The following is a 26,390-nucleotide window of genomic DNA, read 5'->3' on the forward strand; positions in this document are numbered from 1 at the left end:
CCCGACATCTGACCACGCCGCTGGTGGCATGGCGGCATTGAAACGACGCAAGAGGATCAGCAGCATCCTGCTTCGGGGATCCCGGGCAGCCACCTGACCCGGCAGATCACGTCCGAGCAGATCAACGCCCGCACCCGGGAAGTGGCCGAGTTTCGTCAGATAGGCGAGATAGGTGCCGACAAGCGCGACCGTGCAAAGGTCCGTTTTGGCCCCGATGCCCGCGTCAGCGAGATCCTCCAGGATGTGGGGGGCGTCAGGAGGCATGTTTCGTTTGGCTATTCGGTCCTCGCGATCGAGATCGGGAAACGTGCGGGGCGGTCGTATGCCTCAATGCACGGGGGAGGCGTCTTGCAGGGGGCGGCGTGTTCCACCCGCACCATCAAATTCCCCCTTGACGAAGCAACCCTGCAGCGGCCCGATTTCCGCGGCCATTCCACGCATATGTCTGCGCGGATTCCCGCCCGCATCGGCAGGCTTCCTCTCATCCGAACACATTTCCATCACAATGAATTGCCTTCAGGTTCAATGCTCTGGCTGTTAGTCCGGCCGCGTTACTACAGGAGTACAGAACATGAAATTGGCATGTTATGCGATCCTCGCCGGGTTCGCCGCGACCGCGGCGCAGGCGGGTGGTTATGCAGCGCCGGTCGTCGAACAGCCCGTCGTTGCACCGGTCGTCGCGCCGGTCGAGACGGCTGATTGGACCGGCTTCTATGCCGGTATTCAGTACGGCAAGGGCAATGCCGAACTCGACTATGCGGGCGCGTCCGCGGATAGTGATTTCGACGGCTATGGCCTGCACGCTGGCTACATGCGCGACTTCGGCAATTTCGTCCTGGGCGGCGAGCTTGACTACAACCGCGTCAGCCTCGACGACACCGACGAAGATGGCGATCTGTGGCGCCTGCGCGGCCGCGCTGGCTATGACATGGGCAAATTCCTGCCCTACGCCACCCTCGGCGTCGCTCAGCTCGAGCTTGGCGACCTGTCGGAAACCGGCATCACCTACGGCCTTGGCGCTGACTACATGATCAACGACAAGTTCACCGTCGGCGCGGAATATACCCGCAACGACTTCAACGATATCGACGATGTCGATGGCGCTGATCTGGACACCGACCTGTTCCAGGTCCGTGCGTCCTACCGCTTCTGATCGGACTCCGAGGTCTGATCGAAAACGCCCCCTCGCGGGGGCGTTTTTTTATGCCTGCTCCCTGCGGGCCGGCAATGAAAAAGGCCGCCCCGAAAGGGCGGCCTGATCTTTCGGCAGAGCTGCCGATCAGAACTGGTCGAGAGCCTCGATGGCCTTTTCCAGCTCTTCCTTGGTCACGGATTTGTCCGAGACCTTCGCGCCTTCGACGATGTGGTCGACGACCTTGTCTTCGAAGATCGGGGCGCGCAGCTGCTGCTGAGCTTGCGGGTTCTGCTGGATGAACTCCAGGAACGCGCGCTCCTGACCCGGATACTGACGGGCCTGACGCAGGACGGCCTGGGTCATTTCCTGATCCGAGACGGTGATCTCGGCCTTCTGGCCGATTTCGGCCAGCAGCAGGCCAAGGCGCACGCGGCGTTCGGCCAGCGACTTGTGCTCGTCCGTCGTCTCGATCTCGCCATGGTTGTGGCCATGCTCTTCCGGGTGCTCCTCGTGCCAGAGCTGGTGGGCGATCTGGCTTGCCTCGGCTTCGACCAGCGACGAGGGCAGGTCGAACTTGACCAGCGCATCCAGCTTGTCGAGCAGCGCGCGCTTGAGGATCTGACGCGACGCGCCCTTGTATTCCGATTCCAGACGCTCACGGATCTGGGTCTTCAGCGCTTCCAGATCGTCGGCACCGAATTTCTTCGCCAGCTCGTCGTCAAGCTCGGCGGCTTTCGGGGCTTTCACGGCCTTCACGGTGGTCTCGAAGACCGCGTCCTTGCCGGCCAGCGTCGGATGACCGTAATCCTCGGGGAACTTCACCTCGACCTTGACTTCGTCGCCAGCCTTGGCGCCCACCAGTTGGGCCTCGAAGCCGGGGATGAAGCTGTTCGAGCCGAGTACCAGCGGATAGTCCTCGGCGCTGCCGCCTTCGAAGGCTTCGCCATCGACCATGCCCTTGAAGTCGATCACGACCTGATCGCCGTCCTTGGCCTTGCTGCCCTTCTTGCGGTCCTCGAAGGATTGCGCGTTCTTGGCCAGGTTCTCCAGCGCCTCGGTCACTTGCTCGTCGCCGGCCGAAACCACCAGACGCTCAAGCTCGACGCCGGAAAGATCGGCCTCGGGGATCGCGGGCAGGGCTTCATAGGTGACGTCGACGACCAGATCGTCGCCTTCTTTCCAGTTCTCGCCATTGACCATCTCGACCTTCGGCTGCAGCGCCGGGCGGTCGCCCGAGGTCTCGAGATGGTTGCGCAGCGCGCTGTCGATCGCTTCCTGCATCGCGTCGCCCATGACGCGCTGGCCGTATTGCTTTTTCAGCAGGGCCATCGGCACCTTGCCCTTGCGGAAGCCCTTCATCTCGATCTCGGGCTGGGCCTCTTTCAGCTTGGCATCGACCTGCGCCGCCAGATCGGCCGCGGGCAGGGTGAATTGATAGCCGCGCTTCAGCCCTTCGTTCTGCGTTTCCTTGACCTGCATTTGACTTCCTTCATCCAACCTGTGCGCGGGCGGGGCGATCCAAGCCCTGCGGCCCGGGGGTCGAAAACCCCGCGCCTCCCGCCTTTGTTTCAGCGCGCTAGCTAGGGGATTTTGCGGCCTATAGCAAGAACCAAGGCGGTGCGGAGGGGGCGCGCCGGCCATGCCGCGAAGGACTGCCGCCCCATTCGGCGCAGAGTCGCGGGGCGATATGTAACCGCCAACCGGCAGGATGACGGGAAAGATGAGATTTACCAATATATTACAAATGCTTGCAAAATAATTGTGGCAAAGCGTTCTTTTCCGCTTGCGCCCATTTGGCCCCACCCCTATACGACCCCCCACGCAGACGGCGGCAACGTCATCTGGACCTCCGGTGGGGCCATAGCTCAGTTGGTAGAGCGCTTGAATGGCATTCAAGAGGTCAGGGGTTCGACTCCCCTTGGCTCCACCAAATTATCCCATGACGACATGATGATAAAGACGCCGCGCCAGCGCAGGACGGCGACTGGCCAATCCCCTGTGCGCGTTCGGCATCGGGCAATTTCGTCTTCTGGATGATCCGTGTGTTGGTCGAGTCGTGGGCGGCACTTACGGGCAGCGTGCCGGACGAGCGGGCGAGTCGGCCTGAGCCTCGTGGCGGCTGGTGCTGTCCCGGTCGCGCGGGTAGGATTTCATGCCTGAAAATTCGGGGAGCCATGCTTCCCGCCGCAGGGTCCAAAGCTCATAGCTGGGCTTCATCTGGTTCGGAGCGTCGAGGGTGCCGATGCAAACCTCCACCTCGTCCCCGGTGCGGCCAAAGACCGAGGACCCGCAGGTCGGGCAGAAGTGGCGGCCCGCATAGCTGGCCGTCTCGCCCTCGATCATCACCGCCTCCTCTGGATAGATGGCCGAGGCGTTGAAAAGCGCGCCGTGATGCTTCCGGCAATCCAGACAGTGGCAGATCCCGACGCGGTAGGGCGCCCCCTTGGCGAGGATGCGGACCTTGCCGCAGAGACAGCCGCCCGTTACCTGCTCCATGGTCCTTACAGCCGGTGGCTGCGGGGATCGTGATCGGCGGGACCGGTATCCTCCTCGGCGGGCGTGGCAGGCGGGCGTTCGCTAGGGCGCCGGTCGATGATGTCGCGCACGAGGTCCGCCGCGTCGCCGAACTCGCGGATGATGGCATTGGCCTGGCTTGCGACGCCGCGAAAGCCTTCGACGGCGGTGGTGACGGTGCGCATCACATCCTCGACGCTATGCGTCAGCGAGGCGGTATTGGCCTCGACCTCCTCCATCAGGCTCGGCCGGTTGGTGTGCCGTCTGGGGCGCGGCGGCGCGGGCTCGTCGCCCGCATGGACCGGCGTACTGAACCCCATGCGGGGCGCTGCGGCATCGTCAGGTTGATAGGGGCGCGCGGCCGGGCGACGGCGGGGCTTCGGTCCTCCATGTCCCGAGATCATGTCGGCCACATGCCGCGCCGCATAGACGGTGCCGGCGGTCAGCGCCGCCGCTGCCAGCCCGGTGCCGCCCCAGACCAGCCATTTAGCCAGCCGCGACGGCCGGGGATAGGCGTGGCGCCCATCGGGCGAGACATCGCCATGCGGCGGGATGCGGCGCGATTCAGTCGGCCCCGACGGATGGCGGTGACCCTCGGGCACGGGGCGGGGGCCAAAGCGGGTCTCGCTCGCCTCGTCGGCCTCGGTATGGGTGATGCCGGGGGCGTCGAGGTCGTCATGCGGGTGCTGATGGCTCATCGGTCTGATCCTTGTGCGAGGCGCGCTGCTGCCCGGGTCAACACGGCAGCCGGGCGAATGTTCCGTTGACTGGACGGGCGCAGCAAGCATGAAAAAACGCGCCGGGTTGCGGCGCGTTCTTCCTGTTTCAACGGCTGAGGGCGCGATCAGTTCGCGACATCGTCCTCGTCGCGACCGGCCGAGCCGATCTCGTCGAAGAGTTCCGCGATCTCGAAATCGGCGGCGGCGTCAGCTTCCGCGGCCAGTTCCTGGATCGACTTGCCCGAGGCCTGCAGTTCGGCTTCTTCGACCGAACGGGCGACGTTCAGGGTGATCGTCGCATCGACTTCCGGGTGCAGGTGGACGCGCACGTCGTGCAGGCCCAGATCCTTGATCGGAGCAGTCAGGACAACCTGACGGCGATCGACCGAGAAACCTTCGGCAGCAGCGGCCTCGGCGGCGTCACGCGGGGTGACCGAGCCGTAAAGCGCGCCGGCATCCGAAGCCGAGCGGATGATGACGAAGACCTGACCGTCGATTTTCTCGGCGGCTTTCAGGGCCTCGTCGCGGGTTTCGTCGTTGCGGGCGGCCAGGTCGGCCTTGCGCTCTTCGAAAGCCTTGATGTTGGCGTCCGAGGCGCGCATCGCCTTGCCTTGCGGCAGCAGGAAGTTGCGTGCAAAGCCGTCTTTGACTTTGACGACTTCGCCCATCTGGCCCAGCTTGGCCACACGTTCCAGCAGGATGACTTGCATGATCGTCTCTCCTTACTTCACGGCGTAGGGGAGCAGGGCGAGGAAGCGGGCGCGCTTGATGGCGCGGGCCAGTTCACGCTGCTTCTTGGCCGAGACGGCGGTGATGCGCGAGGGCACGATCTTGCCGCGTTCCGAGATGTAACGCTGCAGAAGGCGCGTGTCCTTGTAGTCGATCGCGGGAGCGTTGTCGCCCGAGAAGGGGCAGACTTTCCGGCGGCGGAAGAAGGGTTTGTTTGCCATTGTTCTGGTTCCTTCCCTCAGTTCCGCTCGTCGCGGTCACGACGCTCGCGGCGTTCGCCACGATCACCGTCACGGTCGCGGCGCTCGCCACGATCACCACGGTCGCCGCGCTCGCGCTCGTCACGCTTCTGCATCTGGACCGAGGGGCCTTCCTTGTGCTCGTCCACGCGGACGGTCAGCACGCGCATGACGTCGTCATGCAGGCGGGCAAGGCGCTCCATCTCCTGCACGGCGGCCGAGGGCGCGTCCGAACGCAGGAAGGCATAGTGGCCCTTGCGGTTCTTGTTGATCTTGTAGGCGAGGGTGCGCACACCCCAATATTCGTTTTCGACGACCTTGCCGCCATTGTCGGCGAGAACGGTCGAGAAATGTTCGATCAGCCCCTCGGCCTGTGCATTCGACAGGTCTTGGCGGGCGATCAGCACATGCTCATAAAGCGGCATGACTGCAACCTTCATTCGGGGCGCACTTCAACGGCGGGACATCCATTCCGCTCCCCGCCACGAGAGGCTGCGCCGGTTTCGCATTTGCGGAAGGATGCGGCCTTATAGCGGCGAAGCCAGTGAATGCAAGGAAAAACCACCGCAAGCCCGGAAAGTCGCCCTGACGGCGAAACTGTTTCCACGCAGAGCGGCAACACGATAATGTCAGGAAATTTCACCGAAACCCTTGTTGCGACTGTCACATTTCCCCCGCACAAGTCGCGGCGTGACCAATCAATCAGGAGCTTTCGCATGAAATCCCTTCTCGCTCCCCTCGCGGCATTTTCCGTTGTCGGCGCGACCGCAGCATTTGCTGAGCCGGTGGCCTATGACTTCGATCCGTCGCACAGCCAGGTGGTGTTCGAATATGGCCACATGGGCTTCTCGACCAGCACGGGCATCATCAACGGCGTCACCGGCAAGCTGATGCTGGATGCCGAGAACCCGGCAAATTCCAGCGTCGAGGCGACGATCCCGCTCTCGGGGCTGCGGACGGTTTCGGCCGATCTCGACAAGCATCTGTTCGGGGCGGATTTCTTCGACACCGATCAGGGCGAGGCCGTCGCAACGTTCAAATCCACCAAGGTCGAGCCCGATGGCGACAAGGAAGCGAAAGTGACCGGCGATTTCACGCTGAACGGTGTGACCAAGACGATCGTGCTCGACATCGACCTGAACCAGGTCGCCGCCCATCCGATGACCGGCAAGGAAGCCGCAGGTTTCGACGGCGAGACGAAGATCAACCGCTCGGAGTTCAATCTCGGGAAATTCGCCCCGGCGGTCGAGGACGAGGTCGAGGTCTCGATCACCGTCGAGGCAATCAAGGCCGGATAAGCGCAGAGGCGCGACAATGGAAAAAGGGCCCCGACGGGCCCTTTTTCTTTGCAAAATGCCCACGCAGGACGGCGGGGTCAGTCCAGCGCGCCGTTCTTGTCGAGGTCCGACGCCGTGAAGTCCGCGGTGGTTGCTTTGGTGAACTCGGCCTTGCTGAGGCTGCCATTCCCATTGGTATCGACGGCGCGGAACTGGTCTGCTGAAACCGTGCTGCCGGCCTCGGCCGGGGTAACCGCCCCGTTGCCGTCAGCGTCCAGCTTGGCAAACACCTTGTCGGCGAAGGCGGCATATTCGGCGGCGTCGACCTTCTTGTCGCCATTCGCATCCATCGCGGCCAGATGGTCCGCTGTGACCTGTGCCAGGGCGGGGGCTGCAAGCAGCAGCGCAGCGGTGGCAGAAATTGTCCTTTTCATGGTCATATCTCCTTAACCGCAGGAATAGCGCTGGCCAGCATAGCCGCCGGCGACCGAGCCTGCGGCAATGGCGACGTCGCGGCCGACGCCGCCGCCGATCAGGCTGCCGGCCGCGCCGCCAAGGACTGCGCCCATGAAGCTGCCACCGATGCAGGCAACCTCATGCTGCTGCTCGGGGGTCTGGTTGGCGCAGGCACTTGCGGCAAGTACCAATGCGCCAATGATGAGGGGGGATTTCACGATCGTGCTCCTGTGCTGTTCCAGTAGGGTGGTTCTGCATTCAGTTGCATGCGGGACTTGCGACCCGCGTCAGAAAAAAACGGGCAGGAAAATACGCGTAAGTCTCTGTCTTCGTAAGGACAGGTGTATCCCTATGGATCGCATCTGCCAATCACCGAATTTTCCTTCCACCGTTTCCGGTGGGCGGGCCTGCGGCAGCGATCAGCCTTGCAGCAGGGCGGCGCAGCGGATAATCCCGCCCACATGCTGCCCCAGGACAGACTTTCCCAGATCGTTCAGCGTTTCGAGTTTCTCGAGGCGCAGCTGAATGCCGGTCCCTCTGCCGATGAAATCGCGCGGATCAGCCGCGAATATGCCGAGCTGAAGCCCGTCGTCGCCCAGATCACCGAATGGAACGCCGCCGAAAGCGGCATCCGCGAGGCGCAGGCCATGCTGGCCGATCCCGAGATGCGGGAACTGGCCGAGGATGAACTGGCCCGCCTGCGCGCCTCGCTGCCCGAGCTTGAGCAGCAGCTTCGCATCGCGCTTCTGCCCCGCGACGCGGCCGATGCCCGGCCCGCGATCCTCGAGATCCGGCCCGGCACCGGAGGCGAGGAGGCGGCGCTGTTCGCGGGCGACCTTCTGGGCATGTATCGCCGTTTCTCGGAATCGCGGGGCTGGAACTTCCAGCTTCTGGAGCTTTCCGAATCCGAGCTTGGCGGCGTGCGCGAGGCCGTGGCCCGGATCGAGGGTGAGGGGGTCTTTGCCCGGCTGAAATACGAATCCGGCGTCCACCGCGTCCAGCGCGTCCCCGAGACCGAATCCGGCGGCCGCATCCACACCAGCGCCGCGACCGTCGCCGTCCTGCCTGAGGCGGAGGAGGTCGATATCGACATTCCCGCCGGCGACATCCGCATCGACACGATGCGGGCCAGCGGCGCGGGTGGCCAGCACGTCAACACCACCGATTCCGCCGTCAGGATCACCCACCTGCCGACCGGGATCGTCGTCACCAGTTCCGAGAAATCGCAGCACCAGAACCGCGCCAATGCGATGGCGGTCCTGCGCGCGCGGCTCTATGACATGGAACGCTCGCGCGCTGACGCCGAACGCGCAGCCGACCGGCGCAGTCAGGTCGGGTCGGGCGACCGCTCCGAGCGTATCCGCACCTATAATTTCCCGCAGGGCCGGATGACCGACCACCGGATCGGGCTGACGCTTTACGCGCTGGACCGAATCATTGCGGGCGATTTGGGCGAGATCACCGATGCGCTGATCGCCCATGACCAGGCGGCGCGCCTTGCCGCCGAGGTCGGATGAGCCGGACCGGGCGCGAGCTTTGCGCCGCGGCCGAGGCCCGGCTTCGCGCGGCCGGGGTCGAGAATGCCGCAGGCGACGCGCAGACCCTGTTCCTCAACGCGCTTTCGCGCGCCTTGGGCCAGCCGGTCGCCCGCCATTCTCTGCGCGATCACCTGACCGCGCCCGTATCGCCTGCCGCCGCCGCCGCCTATGAGGCCATGATCGCCGCGCGGGCGACGCGCCAGCCGGTCAGCCAGATCATCGGCCGGCGGGCATTCTGGAAGCATGATTTCCGCGTGACGCCCGACACGCTCGACCCCCGCCCCGAGACTGAGCGGCTGGTCGAGCTTGCGCTGAGCGAGCCTTTCGCCTCGGTTCTCGACCTTGGCACCGGGACGGGGGCGATCCTGATCTCGCTTCTGGCCGAGCGGCCGGGGGCAAGGGGGGTCGGGGCCGATCTCTCGCCCGCGGCCCTTGATGTGGCGCGCGGGAATGCCCAGATGATCGGGACAGCGGCCGAATTCGTCCTGTCGGACTGGTTCGCGGCCGTTTCGGGTCGGTTCGACCTGATCGTCTCCAACCCGCCCTATATCGCAGAGGACGAGATGGCGGGGCTTTCCCCCGAGGTCCGGGATTGGGAGCCGCGCCTTGCCCTCACGGACGACGGCGACGGACTTGCCGCCTATCGGGCCATCTGCCGCGACGTGGCAGAACATCTGAACGCCGGCGGGCGGCTGATGGTCGAAATCGGACCAAGCCAGGGCGAGGCCGTCGCATCCCAGATGCGGCAGGCGGGACTGGTCGAGGTCCAGGTTCACCAGGACTTCGACGGGCGCGATCGCGTCGTCATGGGGCGAAAACCGGCTGCTCGGGCAATTTAATCACCGAAAAGCCCGCATCTGGCAAAGTTTCTGCTTGTCAGCAACGGTGCAGGATGTTTAGTGACAGATGTGACGGGGGCCAAGCGCCCACGCACGGGTCAGTTGCCCTCCCAGCCTCAAACTGGTCACACAGGAAAACCTGGCCCCCGGGCTCCTCCTGAACTGGCACCCGCTGCAAGAGATGACCCTAACCTGAGCCGGCCAATGCCGGTCCACGAATGACAGCAAGCTGATGAGATCATCCAAATCCCGTTCGCGTAACAAGTCGAACCGCCAGCGCACGCTGGGAAACATTGTCAACCGCGTCTTTGACAGCTCGGGCCCCGAGGGCAAGGTGCGCGGTACCCCGCAACAGATTATCGAGAAATATCTGACGCTTGCGCGGGACGCCCAGCTCTCGAACGACCGCGTGGCCGAGCAGAGCTTCCTTCAGCATGCCGAGCATTATACCCGCATGCTGGGCGAGGCGCAGCGCGAGCAGGCCGAGCGTCAGCAGCAGCAGAATGGCGGCACGCGCGACGACGACCGCGAAGACGGCACCTCGGGCGAGGGCGGCCACGGCCAGAATGGCAATGGCAACGGCTACCACCAGTCGAACCGCAACGATCGCGGGGACGAAGGGCGCCGGGACGACAACCGCCGTGACGAGGCGCGCAACGACAACCGCCGCGACAACCGCCAGGGCGAGCGTCGCGACGATCGCCGGGACGACCGGCGCGAAGACCGCCGTGAGGACCGTCGTGAAGACCGCAGCAGGGACGAGCGACCGGCCCCCGCTCCCGCCGCGCAGGCGGTCGAGCAGCCGGGATTGCCTCTGGCCATCTCGGCCGACGAGGATCGCGGCCCGGTCGAGACGCCGGAAACCACTCCGGCCAAGCCCGCGCCCGAAGCCACGCGTGCCCCGAAACCGGCAAGAGAGCCGAAGGCCGAGGTAAAAGCGGCTGAAGAGCCGGCTCCGGCCGCCGAACCTGCGGCAGAGGCCGAGGTTGCGCCGACCCCGCGTCGCCGCACGCGCAGCGCGGCGGCAGCTTCCCCGGATGCGCCGGCCGCTCCGCGCCCGCGCCGCAAGTCCCCGGCCAAGCCCAAGGGCGGTGACGAGGCTGCGGCCCCGGCCGTTCCCGAACGCGCGTCGGGCGAGTAATCGCCCGACAACAAGGTCAGCGCGGCGCGGCGGCCAGACCCCGCGCCAGCGCGCAGAACTGCTCCAGCCCGATCTCCTCGGCCCGCGCCGTCGGCGGAATGCCAGCGGCCAGCAGCAGATCCTCGATCCCCGGATGCAAACCCTTCAGCGACGCCCGCAGCATCTTGCGGCGCTGGTTGAAGCCCGCGGCCACGACACGGTTCAGCACCGCCGGATCGGCGGGAAAGCGCGGCTCGGGCAGGGCGGTCAGATGCACGACCGCCGAATGGATCTTGGGCGGAGGCACGAAGGCCTCGGGCGGCAGCGTCATGACGATCCGGGCATCGCTGCGCCATTGGGCCAGCACGGCCAACCGGCCATAGGCCTTGCCGCCGGGCCGCGCCACGATGCGCTCGGCCACTTCTTTCTGGAACATCAACGTCAGCGACTGCCAGAAGGGCGGCCAGCTTTTCGGCGTCAGCCAGCGGACCAGCAATTCCGTCCCGACATTATAGGGCAGGTTCGCGACAATGCGGATCGGCGGTGTCAGATGCGCCAGCGGGTCGATCTCCAGCGCATCGCCGTGGATCACCTCCAGCCGACCGGGATAGGCCTCGGCGATTTCGGCCAAAGCGGGCAGGGCGCGGGCGTCCTTCTCGATCGCCAGCACATGACGCGCTCCTTCGGCCAGCAGGCCGCGAGTCAGGCCGCCCGGTCCGGGCCCCACCTCGATCACGTCGCAACCGCTCAGATCCCCGGCCGCCCGCGCGATCTTGGCGGTCAGGTTGAGGTCCAGCAGGAAGTTCTGCCCCAGCTGCTTTTTCGCCTTCAGCTCGTGCCGGGCGATGACCTCGCGCAGGGGCGGCAAACCGTCGATCGTGCTCATCTGCGTCCCGCCATCTCATGAGCCATGCGCAAGGCTGCGATCACGCTGCCCGCATCGGCAATGCCGCGCCCGGCGATGTCAAAGGCCGTACCGTGATCGGGCGAGGTCCGCACGAAGGGCAGACCCAGCGTGACATTGACGCCACCCGCGAAATCCAGCGTCTTGATCGGGATCAGCGCCTGGTCGTGATAGGCGCAGATCGCCGCGTCATAGCCCGCCCGCGCCGGGGCGTGGAACATGGTATCGGCTGGCAGCGGACCGGCGAGATCCATCCCCTCCGCCCGCAGGCGCTCAAGCAAAGGCGCGATCCAGCGCAGCTCCTCGACGCCCATGACGCCATTCTCTCCGGCATGGGGGTTCAGCCCGGCCACGGCGATGCGCGGCGCCGGGATCCCGAAATCCCGCACAAGCCCGGCCCGCGTCACCCGGATCGCCTCTTCCAGCACATCCGGCGTCAGTTTCCGCGGCACCTCGCTCAGTGCGATATGGATCGTTGCCGGCACGACCCGGCAGGGCGGCTCGATCGTGGTCGAGGCGAGCATCATCACGACAGGCACGTCCCCCGCCAGATGGGCGAGGTATTCGGTATGACCCGGAAAGGCGAAGCCCGCCCCGCGCTTCAGCGCCTCCTTGTTGATCGGCAGCGTGCAGATCCCGCCTGCCGCGCCCGAACTGGCAAGCCCGACCGCGCGCGCAATGACCTCGATCACCCCAGCCGCATTGGCGGGATCGGGCCGCCCGGGCCGGGCTTCCGCCGGAAAATCATGGCGCAGGACCGCCAGCACGCCTTCCGCGACCGCCTCGCCGGGGTCCGAGACCTCGGCCCATGCCGTGCCCTCAGGCAGGTGGCGCGGATCGCCCAGATAGACAAAGGGAATGCCCGAGGCCAGCGCCTTCGGCGCAAGTTCGGGGCCAATACCCGCAGGCTCGCCGCAGGTCAGGATGATGGGGCGAGGTTCACGCATCGTCTTCACTGTTTCAAAAATACCCTCGGGGGGTCCGGGGGGCGAAGCGCCCCCGGCGGGCCGTTTCAGGGCCGGCGGATGACGGCATTCGCGCGCAGCTCTGCCAGATAGCTCTCGGCGGCTTCGCCGACCTTGCGGTTGTAGATCTGGTTGCGGACGTCATTGCGCGCCGGCAGCGTGTCCGAGGGAACCGACTGGTCGCCCTCGTTGCTGGTCGCGACCGGGGCGTCAGGGCGGTTCGCCAGCAGCGCCGGGCTGCGCTTGCATAGCATCAGCAGGTCGACCGTGCCGCCGTAATTGACGATGGTGGTCTCGTTATCGTCGAGGACCGCCAGCCGCACCGCCTCGCCGGTCGGGATCTGGCCCTGGGGCAGGGTCTGGCGCAGCAGCCGGTCGGCGGGCAGACGGCTCGCCTGGACGGTCAGGTCGTCGCAGGTATCCGAGAGGGTGGCGATCTGCGCGGCCTCCTCGGCGGTGGCAAGGCGCAGGCGGGCATAATCCAGCACCTGCTCGGTCGCGCCGGGCCGCAGCGTGCCCCGCGTCTCGCGCATGAAGAACAGGACCACGGCCCCTTGCACCGTCAGCGGCTGGCTGACGGTTCCGGGCGGCAATTGCAGCAGGATCGGTCGCAGCGTCGGCGGCAGGTTCGCCAAAGGCGTCAGCGGCAGCCGCCCGCCGCGCTCGGCCGAGGGCGTCGCCGAATATTGCCGGGCGAAGGCGGCGAAATCGGCCTCGGACCGGGTCTGGCTCACGATGCGCTCGGCCAGCGCCATGGCCTCGTCCTCCTTCCCCTCGGGGGCGGGGATGATCAGTTCGGACAGCCCGACATGGGTGGTCTGCGGCGTCTCGATGATCTTCTTCATCTCCTCGTCGACCTCGGCATCGGTCACGCGGACCTGGCCGACGACGCGCTGGCGGACGAAATCGCGCCAGACGATGCCCGAGACCACGAAATCCTCGAAAGTCTGGCGCTCGACGCCGTTCTGGCCGAGAAGCTGCACGAACTGGTCGACGGTCAGGTTGCCGCGGCTCGCGAATTCCTCCAGCCCGGCATTGACCTGCTCCTCGGTCGCGCGGATTCCGGCCTGCTTGGCGGCAAAGCTGCGAAGCCGGTCGTCGATCAGCGCCTTCTCGGCCGAGGCGGCATCCGCGCCGGGGGCGTGCAGGATTTCCATGAAACGCATGCGCTGGTCGATCTCGAACCGGGTGACGGCTCCGTCATTCACGTAAACCACCGGCTGGAACATGCCGCCCGACTGGGCCGCGGCCGGATGCGCGCCGATGCCGGGCGCGAGTTGCGTCCCCGTCAGCATTGCGGCCATGGCCGCCCCCAGAAGAATTCGCCGCATCAGCTCCCTCGCCGTTTGGTTTTGCCGGACCTTATCGCAGGCAGGCGCGACGCGCCACCGTTCCCGGACCCGACTGTTGCTTGCCGAAGCCGCCCAGCCGGATGCCGAGGTCGAAGCTGGTATCCTCACTCAGCGTCTCGGAGGAGCTGAACCGCCGCTCGACCGACATTTCGACCGTCACGCATTCGTTGCGATATTCAAGGCCCAGCTCTGCCTTCTGCGCGCGATCGGCCGAGAAATCATAGCGCGTCTCGGCGCTGGCCCACCAGCCGTCGCGGATCTGCCAGCCGGCGGTCGCGGTCAGTTCCGAGACATCGTCCATCCGGTCCTCGCGCGGGTCGGAGTCGAGCCAGAGATAGCCCGCCGAAAGCTGCAGCCCCGGCTTCAGCCAGCCCAGCCGCAACTCGTTGCGGCTCATCGAGAAGCTGTCGTCGAACAGCGCGCGGTTGACCAGCGCCAGCCCGTTCATGCCCGAATAATTGGCCGAGAGCAGCCAGTCCGAACGCTTGCCGCCCAGCGGGCCGGTGCCGTCGAAGGCAAGGTCGGGCTGGCTTCGCAGCACCCGCCCGGCGGTCAGGCCAAGCTGCCAGCCGGCGGGGTCGATCCGCGTCCATGTGACGCCCAGATTGGCGCGCAAACCCGATTCGCGGGCATCCCAGCCGGGAAAGCGGTCCAGCGAATAGAGGTTGCCCTCGTCGAACTCGATCAGGGGGCTATCCTCGTTCGGCACCTGGTCCTCGGCATCGCGTTCGGGCGACCAGATCACCTGCATCACCGGCTCGATGATCTGCGTCACTCCGCCGGAATGGCGGGCGAGCGGCCAGCGCAGCTCGGCCGCCAGCGTCGGGTCGGCGCGGGCGACGAAATCGTCATAGCGGCTGTCCTGATTGATGCTGTAGAAATCGGTGTTCACCTGCGCCTCGAGAGCGCCGACCACGCCTCCGGGCAGGATCTCGCTCCGGCGCCAGTCCAGCAGGACCGAGGCGCGGGCCATGTCGCGGCCGAGGATATCCTCGTTCGAGGACCGGCGATGCGCGTGCATCGACCATTCCAGCGTGGCGATGCCGCCGATCCGGTCGGGCTCCCAGCGCCGCTGCCACAGCGCATCCGCCACCAGCGAAGGGGTGATGTCGTCCGGCTCGTCATCGCGCAGGGATTCGTAGTTGCCGACCCGCGCCATCACCATGCGGTCGCGCCGGACCCGGTCCAGCGTCACGCCGCTCCACAGCCGGTCGGCATCGGTCACGTCGTAATCCAGCAGATAGGCGCGGTTCGTCGCCATCTGAAGCTGGACGCCAAGCTGGTAGCCGCGCGGCAATTCGAACCGCGCCGCGCCGAACAGATAGCCGCGCGTCTCGCCCGGCTCGATGTCGTCGCGGCTGATGGCGCCGTTCCATTCCATCTCGCCATTCGCATAGGCCTGGCGATAGCGCATCTCCAGCGTCGAGGTGCGGTTCGCCGCGACATAGGGCGTGACCGTCAGGTCGGCATGATCGCCCAGCGTGATGAAATAGGGCAGCTTGATCCCGAGGCCCAGCTTCGAGGTGGTGCGGAACTGCGGGCGCAGGAAGCCGGTCATCCGCTCAACCGTGGGATCGGGCGTGGTCAGCGAAGGCAGCGCCGCCAGCGGCACGCCAAAGGCCCGGAACTGGGCCTGCTCGAAATGCAGGGTCCGCGCCTCGGCATCATGGGTGATGCTGCGGGCGCGGATCTCCCATAGCGGCACAGGATCCTCGGCGCAGATCTGGCAGCTCGACGCGACCACGTTGTCCATGACGGTGATGCGGCCCTCCTGCTCGCGCCGCATCTGGCGCGAGGCAAGCTGCAACTCGCGCGCGAGGACCAGCCGCGCGCCCCGCAGGATCCCGTCCTGCAGGTTCGGGTCAAGCTGGGCGCTGTCGGCGACGACGATGGTTTCGTCGCGGGTGCCGCGGCGGTCGGGCTGGGTCACATGGATCGGACCCTCGATCACCGCGCTGCCGGTCTGGCCGTCATAGATCACGCGCGAGGCGATCAGCCGCGTGCCCTGATACCAGATCACCACCCCGCCCGAGGCGGTCAGGTTCCGCTCGCCATCGAGCGTCACCTGATCGGCCAGCACCGTCGCGGCGGTGCCGCGTGCGGGGGCGTTCGGGCTCGGCGCGATCCGAACCGGGCGCGAGCGGGACGCGACCGACGGCAGGTTGATCGCCTCGGTCCCGTCGGCAAAACGGGTATTGCCGTCCGGCGTCTCGGTCGGGGCCAGCGCCGGGCCCTGGTCATTGTCGGTCCAGAACCCCTCGCTGCCATCATAGGCGGGGAGGGTCTGGCCGTCGGCCAGGAGGCCCTGCGCCAGCATGGGCGCGGGCGCGAGGGCGGCGAAAGCCGCGACGAGCCAGGCGGCGCGGCGAGGGGCCGGGCGCTTGCCCTTGAGTGAGATGGCGCGCGCGTTCATCAGCCGTCCTCCAGACGCAAGAGTGCCCCGAGCGCGAACAGCAAGGCGACCAAGGGTGGGGCCCATCCCGCCAGCGCGGCGGGAATGTCGCCATTCTCTCCCAGCACCTGCGCGAGGTTGCGCAGGAAGAACAGACCGATCCCGCAGCCGAAGGCGCAAAGGACCAGCATTCCCATCTTGCGGCCGCGCATGTGGCGCATGGTAAAGACCGCCGCGATCGCGACCATCGCCGCCATCAGCAGCGGCCGGGCCAGTTCCATCTGGAACCAGACCTTGTGCCGCTGGGCCGAGAAGCCCGCCCGCTCAAGCCCGCCGATGAAGGCGGGAAGCTGCCAGACCGGGATCGCCTCGGGGCGGCCGAAGCTGTCGCGGATGCGGGCCGCGGTCAGGTCGGTCGGCAATTCGATGGTCTCGACCGTGCGGGCCGTGGCCTCGGGGTTGGGATCGGTCAGGGGCCATTCCTTGACCCCGTCAAGGCGCCATGAGCCGCGTTGCAAATGCGCCTCGGCCGCGTCGATGCGGCGGGTCGGGCCGGAATCGGGGGCAAAGACCATGAAGGTCGCATCGTAAAGCGTGGTCGCGTCGGGGCTGGCGCGGGTCGCGCGGATCACCACCTGGCCCGAGGTCTCGGTCCCGTCCGGCGCGGTGCCGCGCAGGGCCTGGCGCAGCCAGACCCCGCTATCGCCAAGGCTGACCGTCTGCCCGCCATCGCTGCGGATGCGGGTCACGGCGTCGTCATAGCGCTTGGTCGTCGCGGCAACCATCGGGTTCATCACCGCGACCGCGAGGATGCCCGCAAGGGCGGCGGCGATGGCCGGGGCCGCCAGCACCCGGATGCCCGACCGGCCCGAGGCGCGGATCGCGACCAGCTCCGAACTGCGCGACAGGTTCAGGAAAAGCGCGATCCCCGCCAGCACGGTGATCAGCGGCAGGATCGAATAGAAGCTCGAGGTGATGTTCAGCGCCGAAAGCCCCGCCGCACCGCTGAGGCCGATCCCCTGCTCGGAAAAGCGGCGGATCTGCTCGACAATGTCGATCAGGAACAGGATTGCCGCAAAGAGCGCGGCGATCAGCAGCAAAAGGCGCAGGAAGCGGCGCGCGACATAGGCGGAAAGGATCATGTCGCGGCCTCCGCCTTGCCGGTGTCGGGGCGTGAGCGCCGGAGCCGCCTCGGCCGTGTCGCCGTCCACAGGATTGCGGCGCAGATCAGCCCTCCGATCGCCGGGGGCAGATAGATCAGCGGCCAGCGCGCGGCATTCTGCGCGACCTGATTTTCGGCGGCGGTGGTCAGGAACTGGACGAAGATCAGCGCGATCACCGCCCAGATCACCTGCCGCCAGACCCCGAAGCGGCTGAACCCGCCCAGAAGCAGCATGGCAAAGCCCAGCATCGCCGCGACCGGCGATTGCAGGGGTTTCGCCAGACGGCCATGCGCCTCGGCCAGCGCCTTGTCGCGGGTCGAGCTGGTGTCGGCCAGAAGCTGCGCATCGGGGCGCAGCAGGCGCAGGGTCGAATAGGCGCGGATGTCGCGCTTCCGCGCCTCGTCGCTTTCGATCAGCGAGGCCATGTCATAGGCCAGCTCGTCGAAGCGCGTGACCGAAAGCTGTTGCCGCCCGCCCGAGACGCGCAGCGTCTGGGCCATGCCGCGCATCAGGACCAGCCGCGGGCCGGCCTCGGTCCTGACCACCAGCGCCTCGGTCGCGGTATAGGTGGTCTGGTTCGAGGGGTCGCGCGCATCCTCGAGGAAGAAGTCCTTCAGCACGCCGTCGCCCGCGACATCGCGGATATATAGCGTGACGCCCTTGACCGGGAACTGGAACGAGCCCGCGCGCAGGAATTGGGCGGTCACGTTCTGGGCGATCTCGGCCTGTCGGTCGGCCATGCGCCCGCGCGCAAGCGGAACGATCGCGTGGACCAGCAGCGCGACCATCAGCCCGACCAGAACGCCAAAGACCAGCACCGGCCGGGCAAGCCGCCAGGGCGACATGCCGGTGGCCTGCATCGCCACCAGCTCGGATTCCGAGGAGAGCCGGTTCGTCCCATAGGCGGTGGCCGTGAAGGCCGCGATCGGCAGCACGACCGAGATCACCAAGGGCAGCGTCAGGGCGGTGAACTCAAGCACCACAAGCGCGGTCTGGCCATCCGAGATCAGCTGCTCGAACAGCGACACGGCGCGGTTGATCCAGTAGACCGAGACGAGGACCAGCGCAAAGAACCCGAACAAGGTCAGGAACTGCGTCAGGATGTAACGATCGATCCGTGGCATGGGCGCTTTCGCTGAGGCTCTTTTTCGTTGCTTAGCCGGAGTATAGCCTCTGCGAAAGCCCCGGCTCTGGTCAAGTTGCGCATCGCCGACTAGTTTCCGCCCAGACGGATCAATGCGAGGAGCAGCACGATGACTCATCCGGTTGAAATCTCTTTCACATCAGGCGAAAGCGCCAATCTTGCCACGCGCAAGGGACGCATCGCCATTCTCGTGCCTCCGAGCGGTCGTTTGCCGACGCGCCTGCCGCGCGTGACGCGCGCCGCCTTGCTGCGCGCCGTCGGCTCGGATGCATGGAAAGAGGTGAAGCCGGGCGGGTCGCTTGAGCTTGCCTTCCCGGCCGGGATCGAGGCGCAGGCGATCCAGCTTGTCGCGCTGCCCTGGCGGACCGACGCCCTGACCGCCCGCAAGGCCGGCGCGACGATCGGCGCGAAGCTTGGCAAGGCCGAGACGGTGGTTCTGGCCGGCGATCATCCGCAGGCGGCCGAGGTCGCGCTGGGGCTGGCGCTGCGGGCCTATGACTTCAACGCCTACAAATCCGCGAAATCGGGCCCGGTCACGGTCAGCGAAAGCGAGGCTGCGGCGGATCCCGCGCAAACGACCAGCCATACCGGCGCGGCCGAGGATGCGCGCCTTTCGGATGCCGCCGGGACGGGCGAGGCCGCCGAGACCGTCACGGCCAGTCCGGCGCGTCGCGGGCGCGTGGTCTTTGTCCATGCCGATCCCGAGGGGCTGGCCCGCAAGGCGGCGGATGGCGCGGCGCTGGTCGAGGGCGTCCATTTCACCCGCGACCTTGTCAGCGAGCCCGCGAACGTGCTGACGACCGGCGATTTCGCCGACCGGCTGCTTGCCATGCGCGAGCTTGGCCTCGACGTCGAGGTTCTGGACGAGGCGGAGCTGGCCAAACTGGGAATGCGCGCGCTGCTGGGCGTCGGGCAGGGGTCGGAAAGCCCCTCGAAGGTCGTGGTGATGCGCTGGAACGGCGGCGGGGATGAAGCGCCGCTGGCGCTGATCGGCAAGGGCGTCGTATTCGATACCGGCGGCATCTCGATCAAGCCCGCCTCCGGGATGGAGGAGATGACCATGGACATGGGCGGCGCGGGCGTCGTCGCCGGTGTCATGCGCACGCTGGCCCTGCGTCGTGCCAAGGCCAATGTCGTCGGACTGGTCGGGCTGGTCGAAAACATGCCGGACGGCAAGGCCCAGCGGCCGGGCGACATCGTGCGCTCGATGAAGGGCGACACGATCGAGGTGATCAATACCGACGCCGAGGGCCGCCTCGTTCTGGCCGACGTGCTCTGGTATGCGCAGCAGCGGTTCCAGCCCAAGGCCATGGTCGACCTTGCCACGCTGACGGGTGCGGTGATCGTCGCCTTGGGCCACGAGAATGCCGGCGTCTTTGCCAATGACGACGGCTTTGCCGACCAGCTGCTTGCCGCCGCGCGCGCCGAGGGCGAGGGGGCGTGGCGCCTGCCGCTGGCCCCGGCCTATGACGAGCTGATCAACTCGCGCCTCGCCGATGTGAAGAACAGCGGCGGCCGGGCGGCCGGGTCGATCACGGCGGCGCAGTTCCTCCAGCGCTTCGTCAAGAAGGACACGCCCTGGATCCATCTGGACATCGCCGGGGTGGCGCTGCCGCCCGCCGCGACCGACATGGCGCCCAAGGGCGCCAGCGGCTGGGGTGTCGCCACGCTGAACCGGCTGATCCGCGACCGGTTCGAGGCCAAGGCCTGATGGGCTCGGCCCTGTTCTATCACCTGACCCGTTCGGGGCCGGCGCAGCTTTTGCCAATGCTGATCGGCAAAAGCCTGCAGGCCGGCTGGCGGGTCGAGCTGCGGGGCAGGGATCGCGCGCGACAGGCGGCACTGGACGAAACCCTCTGGCTGGGCGAGGGCTTCCTGCCCCATGGCCTTGCCGGAGGGCCGCATGACACCCGCCAGCCCGTCCTGCTGACGGTCGAGGGTCAGGCGGCGGCGAACGCGCCCCGCTGCCTGATCGCACTCGACGGCGCTGCCGTGGCAGAGGACGAATGCGCGGGCCTGGACCGGATCTGCATTCTTTTCGACGGCAATGATCCCGAGGCGCTGGAGCGGGCGCGCGCCCAATGGCGCGAGATCCGGGCCGCCGGCGTCACCGCGGAATACTGGTCCGAGGCCGATGGCCGCTGGGAGCGCAAGCAGTAGCGCCCCCTTGCGCCCGTCAGCGTTCCAGCACCAGCTGGTTCCCCTCGATACTGACGCGGGCGAAGCGTGAAAGATAGGACATCCCCATCAGTGACAGGTCGAGGTCCGAGCGCAGCACCAGCGCCGGCACGTCGCTGTCGCTGATCTCGCCGATGGTCACGGTGTCGAGCATCACGCTTGCCGTCGCGATCGTGCCATTCGCGGTGCGCGCCTGCCCGGCATAGCCGAGGCGCGAAGGATCGATCCCGACCCGGCGGGCGTCCCGCTGGCCAAGGGCGATCGTCGTCGCCCCGGTATCGACGATGAAGCGGACGGGCGTTCCGTTGACCTGGGCCGTCAGGTGGAAATGGCCGTCAGGGCCCATCGGCACCTCGATCCGGTCGTCGCCGATCATCCGCGCCTGCGGTATGATGCTGTGGCGGATGTCGCCCCACAGCCCGGCGATGGCAATGACGCCCAGAAAGATCATCCCCCATGCCGCCGCCAGCCGCAGCGTGCGGCCGGGCTGGGCCCGCAATTCGACCAGCAGGAAGCCCCCGATGGCGACCAGCAGCAGCACGAGATAGGCGAAACGCGCGATCCCGTCCCCCATCAGACCAGCCCCGACCCCTTCAGCCCGTCGATCACGAATTGCATCGAGAGCGCGGCGAGCAGCATTCCGAACAGCCGCGTCATCACCATCGTGCCCGTCCGTCCCAGAAGCCGCGCGATCGGCCCGGCCAGCACGAAAAGCAGCGCGACGATCGCCAGCACGACCAGCACGACGACAAGGATCATTGCCGTATGCGCGGCGCCCGGGCTCTGGTTCATCAGCAGGATGATGGTGGTCAGCGCGCCCGGCCCCGCCAGCAGGGGCGTCGCCAGCGGAAAGACCGATGGGTCGTCGCGGTCGTCGCCCGGCGGGGTGTCGCGGGTCTGCCCCTCGCGCCGGCGGGTGCGTCTTTCGAACAACATGTCGAGCGCGGTCAGAAACAGCAAAAGCCCGCCCGCGATGCGGAAGGCCGGTAGCGAGATCCCGATTGCGGTCAGCAGCGCCTCTCCCGCAAGGCCGAAGAGCATGAGCAGGATGGCGGCGATGCCGATTGCCCGCCAGCCGATTCGGCGCTGCTGGATCGGCGGCATGTCCTGGGTCAGCACGATAAAAATCGGCACCAGTCCGATCGGGTCGATGACCACGAAAAGTGTCACAAATGCGCTGATGATCTGGGTCATGTCCATGGGTTAGGCCAGTATGGCCTGTAACGCGGCACCTGTGAAGCGGCCCCGTCACGCTTTGGCGCATCACGCGTTTGGGGCTTTCGCCAAGTCCCTGCGGGTCCTATATCAGATGCAGTCTATGCTAATGCACGGCAGCGAAATGTCGTGTCACGGAGGTAAACACATGCACGCACCTTCCCCCATGGCGCTTTTGCTGATCGCAATCGTGGTTCTGGTCCTGTTCGGGCGCGGCAAGGTCTCGTCCCTGATGGGCGAGGTCGGCAAGGGAATCACCGCCTTCAAGAAGGGCGTCAAGGACGGCGCGGAAGAGGACAAGGTCGAGGCCAAGGAACTCGAACTCAACTCTCCCGAGGATATCGCGAAGGCCCGCGCCGAACTGGCGGCCGAGCGCGCGAAACTTGACGCCGAGCGCGCCCGCGTGGCTGCGGATGGCGGGCTGCGCGACGTGACGCCGGCCGATCAGAACAAACTCTGATCCGGCGCGCATCGAACGGTCATGCTGGATGTCGGCTGGAGTGAGCTTCTGCTGATCGGCGTTGTGGCGCTGATCGTCATCGGTCCCGAGGATCTTCCCAAGCTGTTTCATACGCTGGGAAGGCTGACGGCGCGCGCGCGCGGCATGGCGCGCGAATTCACCAGCGCCATGGAGGACGCGGCCAAGTCCTCCGGTCTCGACGAGGCGGGCAAGGCGCTGAAGGACGTGAATTCGCTCACCTCCAAGCGCGCGCTTGGCCTCGACGCGCTGGAACGGGCGACCGAGCGGTTCGAGAAATGGGATCCGCTGAATCCGAAGGATGCGGCGGGCAAGACCTCTCCCGTGCCCGATCCCTCGGCCCCGGCGGCGCCGAAGGAGGTTGCCGCGCCCGCGCAACCGGCTGCTGAAGACGCGCTTCCGCCCGCGCCCGGCATTGCCGCGCCCTTGCCGGCTGCGGGGGCCGAGGGCGATACGGCAGGCGGCAGGCGGCGATTGCACGCGGTCCGCCGCTCGGACCAATAGGACAGGAAAGGCTGCCGCGTGGCGACTAAATCTGCCAAGTCGGATGATATCGACGATTCTTCCGCCCCCCTGATCGAGCATCTGGCCGAGCTGCGCACGCGGCTGATCTGGTCGGTGCTGGCCTTCGTTCTGGCCATGGTCCTGTGCTATTTCGTCTGGAACCCGATCTTCGACTTCCTGACCCAGCCGATCTGCCATGCGCTGGAAAAGCGCGGCCAGACCTGCGGCCTGATCCTGCTGAAATTGCAGGAAGGCTTCTTCGTGGCCATGCGCATCGCCTTTTTCGGCGGCTTCGTGCTGGCCTTCCCGGTCGTCGGCTACCAGCTTTGGCGCTTCGTCGCGCCGGGTCTCTACCGCAGCGAGAAGAACGCGCTGCTGCCCTTCCTGATCGCCTCTCCGGTCATGTTCCTGATCGGCGCGGCCTTCGCCTATTACGTCATCCTGCCTTGGGCCTTCGACTTCTTCCTGGGCTTCCAGCAGGGGCCGCTGATGCTGCCCGACGATCCGACGGCGGCGGCAGGCGCGGCGGCGCCGCCCGATCCCGACCACCCCTGGGCCGGGATCGTCTTCCAAGGCTCGGTCGAGGAATATCTGCGGCTGACCACCAAGTTCATCCTGGCCTTCGGCCTCAGCTTCCAGTTGCCGGTCGCGCTGACCCTGATGGGCAAGGCCGGGCTCGTCTCCTCCGAGGGGCTGGCCAGCGTCCGGCGCTATGCGGTGATCGTGATCCTGATCCTCGCGGCCATGGTCACGCCCCCCGATGTCATCAGTCAGGTCGTGCTGTTCAGCGTGATCTACGGGCTTTACGAAATCTCGATCTTCCTTGTCCGCCGGATGGAGAAGAAGCGCGAACTGGAAGAAGAAGATGTCTGATCAGGCCCTGACCCGTATCGCCGCCGCGCTGGAGCGTATGGCCCCCCCGCCTGCGCCCGAACCCAGCTTTACCGAGGCGACGGCCTATGTCTGGCAGCCCGATCCCGACCGGCTCGAGCCGGTGGCCGAAGTGAGCCGAGTCGATCTGGTCCAGCTGATCGGCATCGACCGCGCGCGCGATACGCTGCTGGCCAATACGCTGCAATTCGCGCGCGGCCATGCCGCCAACAATGCGCTGCTCTGGGGCTCGCGCGGGATGGGGAAATCCTCGCTGGTCAAGGCCGTCCATGCCGAGGCTGTCGGGCGCGGCCTGCCGCTGGTGCTGGTCGAGATCGCGCGCGAGGATCTCGGCTCGGTCTCACGGCTGCTTGCGATCCTCGGCCGGGCCAGCGACCGGCGCTTCATCCTTTTCTCGGACGACCTCTCCTTCAGCCATGACGACACGCAATACAAGTCGCTGAAGGCGGTGCTGGATGGCGGCATCGCAGGACGGCCCTCGAACGTGATCCTCTATGCCACATCGAACCGCCGCCACCTGATGCCGCGCGACATGATCGACAACGAACGCTCGACCGCGATCCATCCGGGCGAGGCGATCGAGGAGAAGGTCTCGCTGTCGGACCGCTTCGGGCTTTGGCTGGGCTTCCATCCCTGCAATCAGGACGAGTACCTTGCCATGGTCCGGGGCTATTGCGACGCCTATGGCGTCCGCGTCGCCGACGAGGAGCTGCGCGCCGAAGCGATCGAGTGGCAGGCCACCCGTGGCGCGCGCTCGGGTCGCGTGGCCTGGCAGTTCTTCACCGATCTCGCGGGGCGGCAGGGCATTTCGGTCTGACCCCGGTGGTCGATTTGGCAGGGCGTCTTGATTCGAGCCGGGCGACCAGCGACCTGAAGGGGCAAGGCAATTGCCCCTCGTCGCGGCACGCGCTTAATTATCAAGCATAATCATCCAACTGCGCCGCCGAGAACGGAATTTCTTGCGGATTGGCAGGATGTCGCGGCATAGCCATAGGGCCGGAGCAAAGAATTTCGGCGAATTGGCGCCATTGAATTCACTTGAATATCGACAGCGACGAATTGTTTAAGAATATATTAAGAAATCTCGACCGGGTGAGAGCCTTGCCCGCCTCACCCGGTCGGCCTTACAAGATAACAAAATGATCACTACTCTGGCGCGTTCAAACTGCCCTGAAAGCGGAGCAGTTGAAACCTGACTTTTTGGTGAAGTTTTGCGTGAAATTTCGATCACCGCGTCAGTTGTTGCAATGCGCTGCCGATTATCCGCACCTCTCAACCATAAATTGCGTTTCTCAATCTGTTTTCATCTCAAGGCTTGAAACTCTCCCGGCGATTGAGTGAACTGCAAACGGACCTTGGTGTCCCGATTTTCAATTTCCGAGGTGCAGGACGTGGCCTTGTCTGAAACTCCGAAGCAGACTGGGGATAATCCTCCGGTTTCAGACAGAAATAACCTGGACGACAAGGCGGCATTACGCGCAGTGCGACAAGCGGCAAATCGGGCCGAGCGCGAGGCGCTGCGACAGGAGCGGCAAGCGATCCGCCAGCAGGAGCGAGAGGCGCGGCGCGCCTCGCGTGTCACGGGCAAGGAACTGCCCTCCGGGGCAAGGGGCCGCGCCGGGGGGGAACCCGCCGCCTTCAACATCCTCGTCATCGCCCAGAAAGGCCGGCTTGCGCGCGAGGCGCTGCTTTTTGCCGCGAGCCTTCGCCGCAACGCGCCCGACTGGCGCGGACGCCTGATCATCGCCGAGCCGCGCGCGGACGGGGCCTGGGCGGGGGCGGATGTCGCCCTGACCGATGCCGAACGCGCCGCCCTCGCCGCCTTCGGGGCCGAGATCACGCCCTTCACCGCCCAGCATTTCGGCCAGGGCTACCCCCATGGCAACAAGATCGAGGCGCTGTCTGTGCTGCCTGCGGGCGCGCCTTTCGTGTTTTTCGACAGCGACACGCTGGTCACGGGCGAACTGGCCGAACTTGCCATCGACTTCTCGCGGCCCACGGCCTCGATGCGCCGGACCGGCACCTGGCCCGAACCGCCGCTTTACGGACCGGGATACAGCGACATCTGGCGCTCGCTCTACGACCGCTTCGGGTTGGATTTCGCCAGCTCGCTGGACAAGACCCAGCCTGACGAGCATTGGGAGCGTTATCTCTATTTCAACGCCGGCTGGTTTCTCGGCCCCGATCCGCGCGCCTTCGGTGAGCGCTTCCTAGACTTCGCCCTCGGGATCCGCGACGAGCCGGGCGAGGCGCTGGCCTGCCAGTCGGTCGAGGTTCTGCTCGATCAAGTCGCGCTGCCGCTGGTGATCCATGCGCTTGGCGGAGGGCGGCCCGGCCCCGAACTCGATGGGCTGGATGGCGCGGTGACCTGCCATTACCGCGACCTCGCGCTGCTTTACGCCCGTGAAGATGATCGTGCGGTCAATACGCTAGAGGCGCTCATGCGGCAGCCCCCGCTGAGCGACAGGATCGGCGACTGGCCGATGGCGCAGGATTTCGTGGTGAACGGGGTCGGCCGCGATCGGATCCGTCCGATGTTCGACCGCAGCCTGCCCCTGAACGAAGGGCGCACCCGGCAGCAGTTGAAGAAACAGGGCCTCTGGAAACGATAGGGCGCCGCTTTCGCGACGCCCCGTTT

29 protein-coding genes and 1 tRNA gene are annotated in these 26,390 nt (G+C 66.4%); 13 read left to right on the forward strand and 17 right to left on the reverse strand.

From position 1 onward, the window contains the following. On the reverse strand, positions 1-264 hold a 264-nt coding region (locus VNQ78_RS08285; RefSeq protein ID WP_325688566.1), incomplete at its 3' end, for a hypothetical protein. Between the two features lie 307 nt (positions 265-571). On the opposite strand from VNQ78_RS08285, the gene VNQ78_RS08290 reads away from it, so the two are divergent. Then, positions 572-1,153, forward strand: coding sequence for a porin family protein (locus tag VNQ78_RS08290; protein ID WP_325688568.1), 582 nt, complete (start codon positions 572-574; stop codon positions 1,151-1,153). A 126-nt stretch (positions 1,154-1,279) separates the two neighbouring features. Here the strand turns inward: VNQ78_RS08290 and tig are convergent, their stop codons facing one another. Beyond that, the gene (gene tig / locus VNQ78_RS08295; protein ID WP_325688570.1) at positions 1,280-2,614 is read right to left on the reverse strand and encodes a trigger factor; all 1,335 of its coding nucleotides are present in this window, start codon (positions 2,612-2,614) and stop codon (positions 1,280-1,282) included. A gap of 375 nt (positions 2,615-2,989) precedes the next feature. Here tig and VNQ78_RS08300 point away from each other — a divergent pair. Then, positions 2,990-3,065, forward strand: a tRNA-Ala gene (locus tag VNQ78_RS08300). A 137-nt stretch (positions 3,066-3,202) separates the two neighbouring features. Here VNQ78_RS08300 and VNQ78_RS08305 read toward each other — a convergent pair. The 5 genes from VNQ78_RS08305 to rpsF form a co-directional block, all read right to left on the reverse strand. Further along, on the reverse strand, positions 3,203-3,631 hold the full coding sequence (locus tag VNQ78_RS08305) for a GFA family protein (protein WP_325688571.1): 429 nt from the start codon (positions 3,629-3,631) through the stop codon (positions 3,203-3,205). A gap of 5 nt (positions 3,632-3,636) precedes the next feature. Beyond that, on the reverse strand, positions 3,637-4,347 hold the full coding sequence (locus VNQ78_RS08310; RefSeq protein WP_325688574.1) for a hypothetical protein: 711 nt from the start codon (positions 4,345-4,347) through the stop codon (positions 3,637-3,639). A gap of 146 nt (positions 4,348-4,493) precedes the next feature. Continuing rightward, positions 4,494-5,078, reverse strand: a complete 585-nt coding sequence (rplI, locus tag VNQ78_RS08315) for a 50S ribosomal protein L9 (RefSeq protein ID WP_325688576.1) — start codon at positions 5,076-5,078, stop codon at positions 4,494-4,496. Positions 5,079-5,090: 12 nt separating this feature from the next. Continuing rightward, positions 5,091-5,318, reverse strand: a complete 228-nt coding sequence (gene rpsR, locus VNQ78_RS08320; protein WP_011747229.1) for a 30S ribosomal protein S18 — start codon at positions 5,316-5,318, stop codon at positions 5,091-5,093. Between the two features lie 17 nt (positions 5,319-5,335). Next, positions 5,336-5,761 (reverse strand): 30S ribosomal protein S6, encoded by a 426-nt coding sequence (gene rpsF / locus VNQ78_RS08325; protein ID WP_325688654.1) that lies wholly within the window; start codon positions 5,759-5,761, stop codon positions 5,336-5,338. A 291-nt stretch (positions 5,762-6,052) separates the two neighbouring features. Here rpsF and VNQ78_RS08330 point away from each other — a divergent pair, with 291 nt between their 5' ends. Next, positions 6,053-6,634 carry a YceI family protein gene (locus tag VNQ78_RS08330; RefSeq protein WP_325688578.1) on the forward strand — a complete coding sequence of 194 codons (582 nt, stop codon included), beginning with the start codon at positions 6,053-6,055 and terminating at the stop codon, positions 6,632-6,634. A 77-nt stretch (positions 6,635-6,711) separates the two neighbouring features. Here VNQ78_RS08330 and VNQ78_RS08335 read toward each other — a convergent pair whose 3' ends face one another. Then, positions 6,712-7,047, reverse strand: coding sequence for a hypothetical protein (locus tag VNQ78_RS08335; RefSeq protein ID WP_325688580.1), 336 nt, complete (start codon positions 7,045-7,047; stop codon positions 6,712-6,714). A gap of 12 nt (positions 7,048-7,059) precedes the next feature. Next, a complete protein-coding gene (locus VNQ78_RS08340; RefSeq protein WP_325688582.1) occupies positions 7,060-7,287 on the reverse strand; it encodes a glycine zipper 2TM domain-containing protein in 228 nt (75 codons plus the stop codon). 243 nt (positions 7,288-7,530) lie between these two features. Here VNQ78_RS08340 and prfA point away from each other — a divergent pair, with 243 nt between their 5' ends. The 3 genes from prfA (at position 7,531) to VNQ78_RS08355 (ending at position 10,587) form a co-directional block, all read left to right on the forward strand. Then, complete coding sequence (prfA, locus tag VNQ78_RS08345; protein ID WP_325688584.1) at positions 7,531-8,586, forward strand: peptide chain release factor 1; 1,056 nt, start codon at positions 7,531-7,533, stop codon at positions 8,584-8,586. Then, positions 8,583-9,446 (forward strand): peptide chain release factor N(5)-glutamine methyltransferase, encoded by an 864-nt coding sequence (gene prmC / locus VNQ78_RS08350; RefSeq protein WP_325688586.1) that lies wholly within the window; start codon positions 8,583-8,585, stop codon positions 9,444-9,446. Before prfA ends, prmC begins: the two co-directional genes overlap by 4 nt. Positions 9,447-9,678: 232 nt before the next feature. Next, positions 9,679-10,587: a DUF4167 domain-containing protein gene (locus VNQ78_RS08355; protein WP_325688588.1), complete on the forward strand. Its 909-nt coding sequence runs from the start codon at positions 9,679-9,681 to the stop codon at positions 10,585-10,587. Positions 10,588-10,603: 16 nt separating this feature from the next. Here the strand turns inward: VNQ78_RS08355 and rsmA are convergent, their stop codons facing one another. The 6 genes from rsmA to lptF form a co-directional block, all read right to left on the reverse strand. After that, positions 10,604-11,452, reverse strand: coding sequence for a 16S rRNA (adenine(1518)-N(6)/adenine(1519)-N(6))-dimethyltransferase RsmA (gene rsmA / locus VNQ78_RS08360; protein WP_325688590.1), 849 nt, complete (start codon positions 11,450-11,452; stop codon positions 10,604-10,606). Next, positions 11,449-12,417 carry a 4-hydroxythreonine-4-phosphate dehydrogenase PdxA gene (gene pdxA, locus VNQ78_RS08365; RefSeq protein ID WP_325688592.1) on the reverse strand — a complete coding sequence of 323 codons (969 nt, stop codon included), beginning with the start codon at positions 12,415-12,417 and terminating at the stop codon, positions 11,449-11,451. The genes rsmA and pdxA overlap by 4 nt, the downstream gene beginning before the upstream one ends. 65 nt (positions 12,418-12,482) lie before the next feature. Continuing rightward, positions 12,483-13,766, reverse strand: a complete 1,284-nt coding sequence (locus tag VNQ78_RS08370) for a peptidylprolyl isomerase (RefSeq protein WP_325688594.1) — start codon at positions 13,764-13,766, stop codon at positions 12,483-12,485. Between the two features lie 31 nt (positions 13,767-13,797). Beyond that, positions 13,798-16,200 carry an LPS-assembly protein LptD gene (locus VNQ78_RS08375; RefSeq protein WP_325688596.1) on the reverse strand — a complete coding sequence of 801 codons (2,403 nt, stop codon included), beginning with the start codon at positions 16,198-16,200 and terminating at the stop codon, positions 13,798-13,800. Beyond that, positions 16,200-17,321 carry an LPS export ABC transporter permease LptG gene (gene lptG / locus VNQ78_RS08380; RefSeq protein ID WP_325688599.1) on the reverse strand — a complete coding sequence of 374 codons (1,122 nt, stop codon included), beginning with the start codon at positions 17,319-17,321 and terminating at the stop codon, positions 16,200-16,202. The genes VNQ78_RS08375 and lptG overlap by 1 nt, the downstream gene beginning before the upstream one ends. Beyond that, positions 17,318-18,466, reverse strand: a complete 1,149-nt coding sequence (gene lptF, locus VNQ78_RS08385) for an LPS export ABC transporter permease LptF (RefSeq protein WP_325688603.1) — start codon at positions 18,464-18,466, stop codon at positions 17,318-17,320. Before lptF ends, lptG begins: the two co-directional genes overlap by 4 nt. A 129-nt stretch (positions 18,467-18,595) precedes the next feature. Here lptF and VNQ78_RS08390 point away from each other — a divergent pair, with 129 nt between their 5' ends. After that, positions 18,596-20,197 carry a leucyl aminopeptidase gene (locus VNQ78_RS08390; protein ID WP_325688605.1) on the forward strand — a complete coding sequence of 534 codons (1,602 nt, stop codon included), beginning with the start codon at positions 18,596-18,598 and terminating at the stop codon, positions 20,195-20,197. Beyond that, positions 20,197-20,646: a DNA polymerase III subunit chi gene (locus VNQ78_RS08395; protein ID WP_325688606.1), complete on the forward strand. Its 450-nt coding sequence runs from the start codon at positions 20,197-20,199 to the stop codon at positions 20,644-20,646. The genes VNQ78_RS08390 and VNQ78_RS08395 overlap by 1 nt, the downstream gene beginning before the upstream one ends. A gap of 16 nt (positions 20,647-20,662) precedes the next feature. Here the strand turns inward: VNQ78_RS08395 and VNQ78_RS08400 are convergent, their stop codons facing one another. Then, the gene (locus tag VNQ78_RS08400) at positions 20,663-21,238 is read right to left on the reverse strand and encodes a retropepsin-like aspartic protease family protein (RefSeq protein WP_325688608.1); all 576 of its coding nucleotides are present in this window, start codon (positions 21,236-21,238) and stop codon (positions 20,663-20,665) included. Beyond that, a complete protein-coding gene (locus tag VNQ78_RS08405; RefSeq protein ID WP_325688610.1) occupies positions 21,238-21,864 on the reverse strand; it encodes a MarC family protein in 627 nt (208 codons plus the stop codon). The genes VNQ78_RS08400 and VNQ78_RS08405 overlap by 1 nt, the downstream gene beginning before the upstream one ends. 163 nt (positions 21,865-22,027) lie before the next feature. Here VNQ78_RS08405 and VNQ78_RS08410 point away from each other — a divergent pair, with 163 nt between their 5' ends. The 5 genes from VNQ78_RS08410 to VNQ78_RS08430 all read left to right on the forward strand — a co-directional run bounded on the left by VNQ78_RS08410 (position 22,028) and on the right by VNQ78_RS08430 (position 26,364). Continuing rightward, positions 22,028-22,339 (forward strand): twin-arginine translocase TatA/TatE family subunit, encoded by a 312-nt coding sequence (locus VNQ78_RS08410; protein WP_325688612.1) that lies wholly within the window; start codon positions 22,028-22,030, stop codon positions 22,337-22,339. A 21-nt stretch (positions 22,340-22,360) separates the two neighbouring features. Continuing rightward, a complete protein-coding gene (gene tatB / locus VNQ78_RS08415; protein WP_325688614.1) occupies positions 22,361-22,861 on the forward strand; it encodes a Sec-independent protein translocase protein TatB in 501 nt (166 codons plus the stop codon). 18 nt (positions 22,862-22,879) lie between these two features. After that, complete coding sequence (gene tatC / locus VNQ78_RS08420) at positions 22,880-23,734, forward strand: twin-arginine translocase subunit TatC (protein ID WP_325688616.1); 855 nt, start codon at positions 22,880-22,882, stop codon at positions 23,732-23,734. Next, positions 23,727-24,569 (forward strand): ATP-binding protein, encoded by an 843-nt coding sequence (locus VNQ78_RS08425; protein ID WP_325688618.1) that lies wholly within the window; start codon positions 23,727-23,729, stop codon positions 24,567-24,569. Before tatC ends, VNQ78_RS08425 begins: the two co-directional genes overlap by 8 nt. A gap of 664 nt (positions 24,570-25,233) precedes the next feature. Next, on the forward strand, positions 25,234-26,364 hold the full coding sequence (locus VNQ78_RS08430; protein ID WP_325688620.1) for a hypothetical protein: 1,131 nt from the start codon (positions 25,234-25,236) through the stop codon (positions 26,362-26,364). The last annotated feature ends 26 nt before the right edge of the window (positions 26,365-26,390 follow it).

Source organism: Paracoccus sp. (in: a-proteobacteria) (genome assembly GCF_035556475.1).
Taxonomy (GTDB): domain Bacteria; phylum Pseudomonadota; class Alphaproteobacteria; order Rhodobacterales; family Rhodobacteraceae; genus Paracoccus.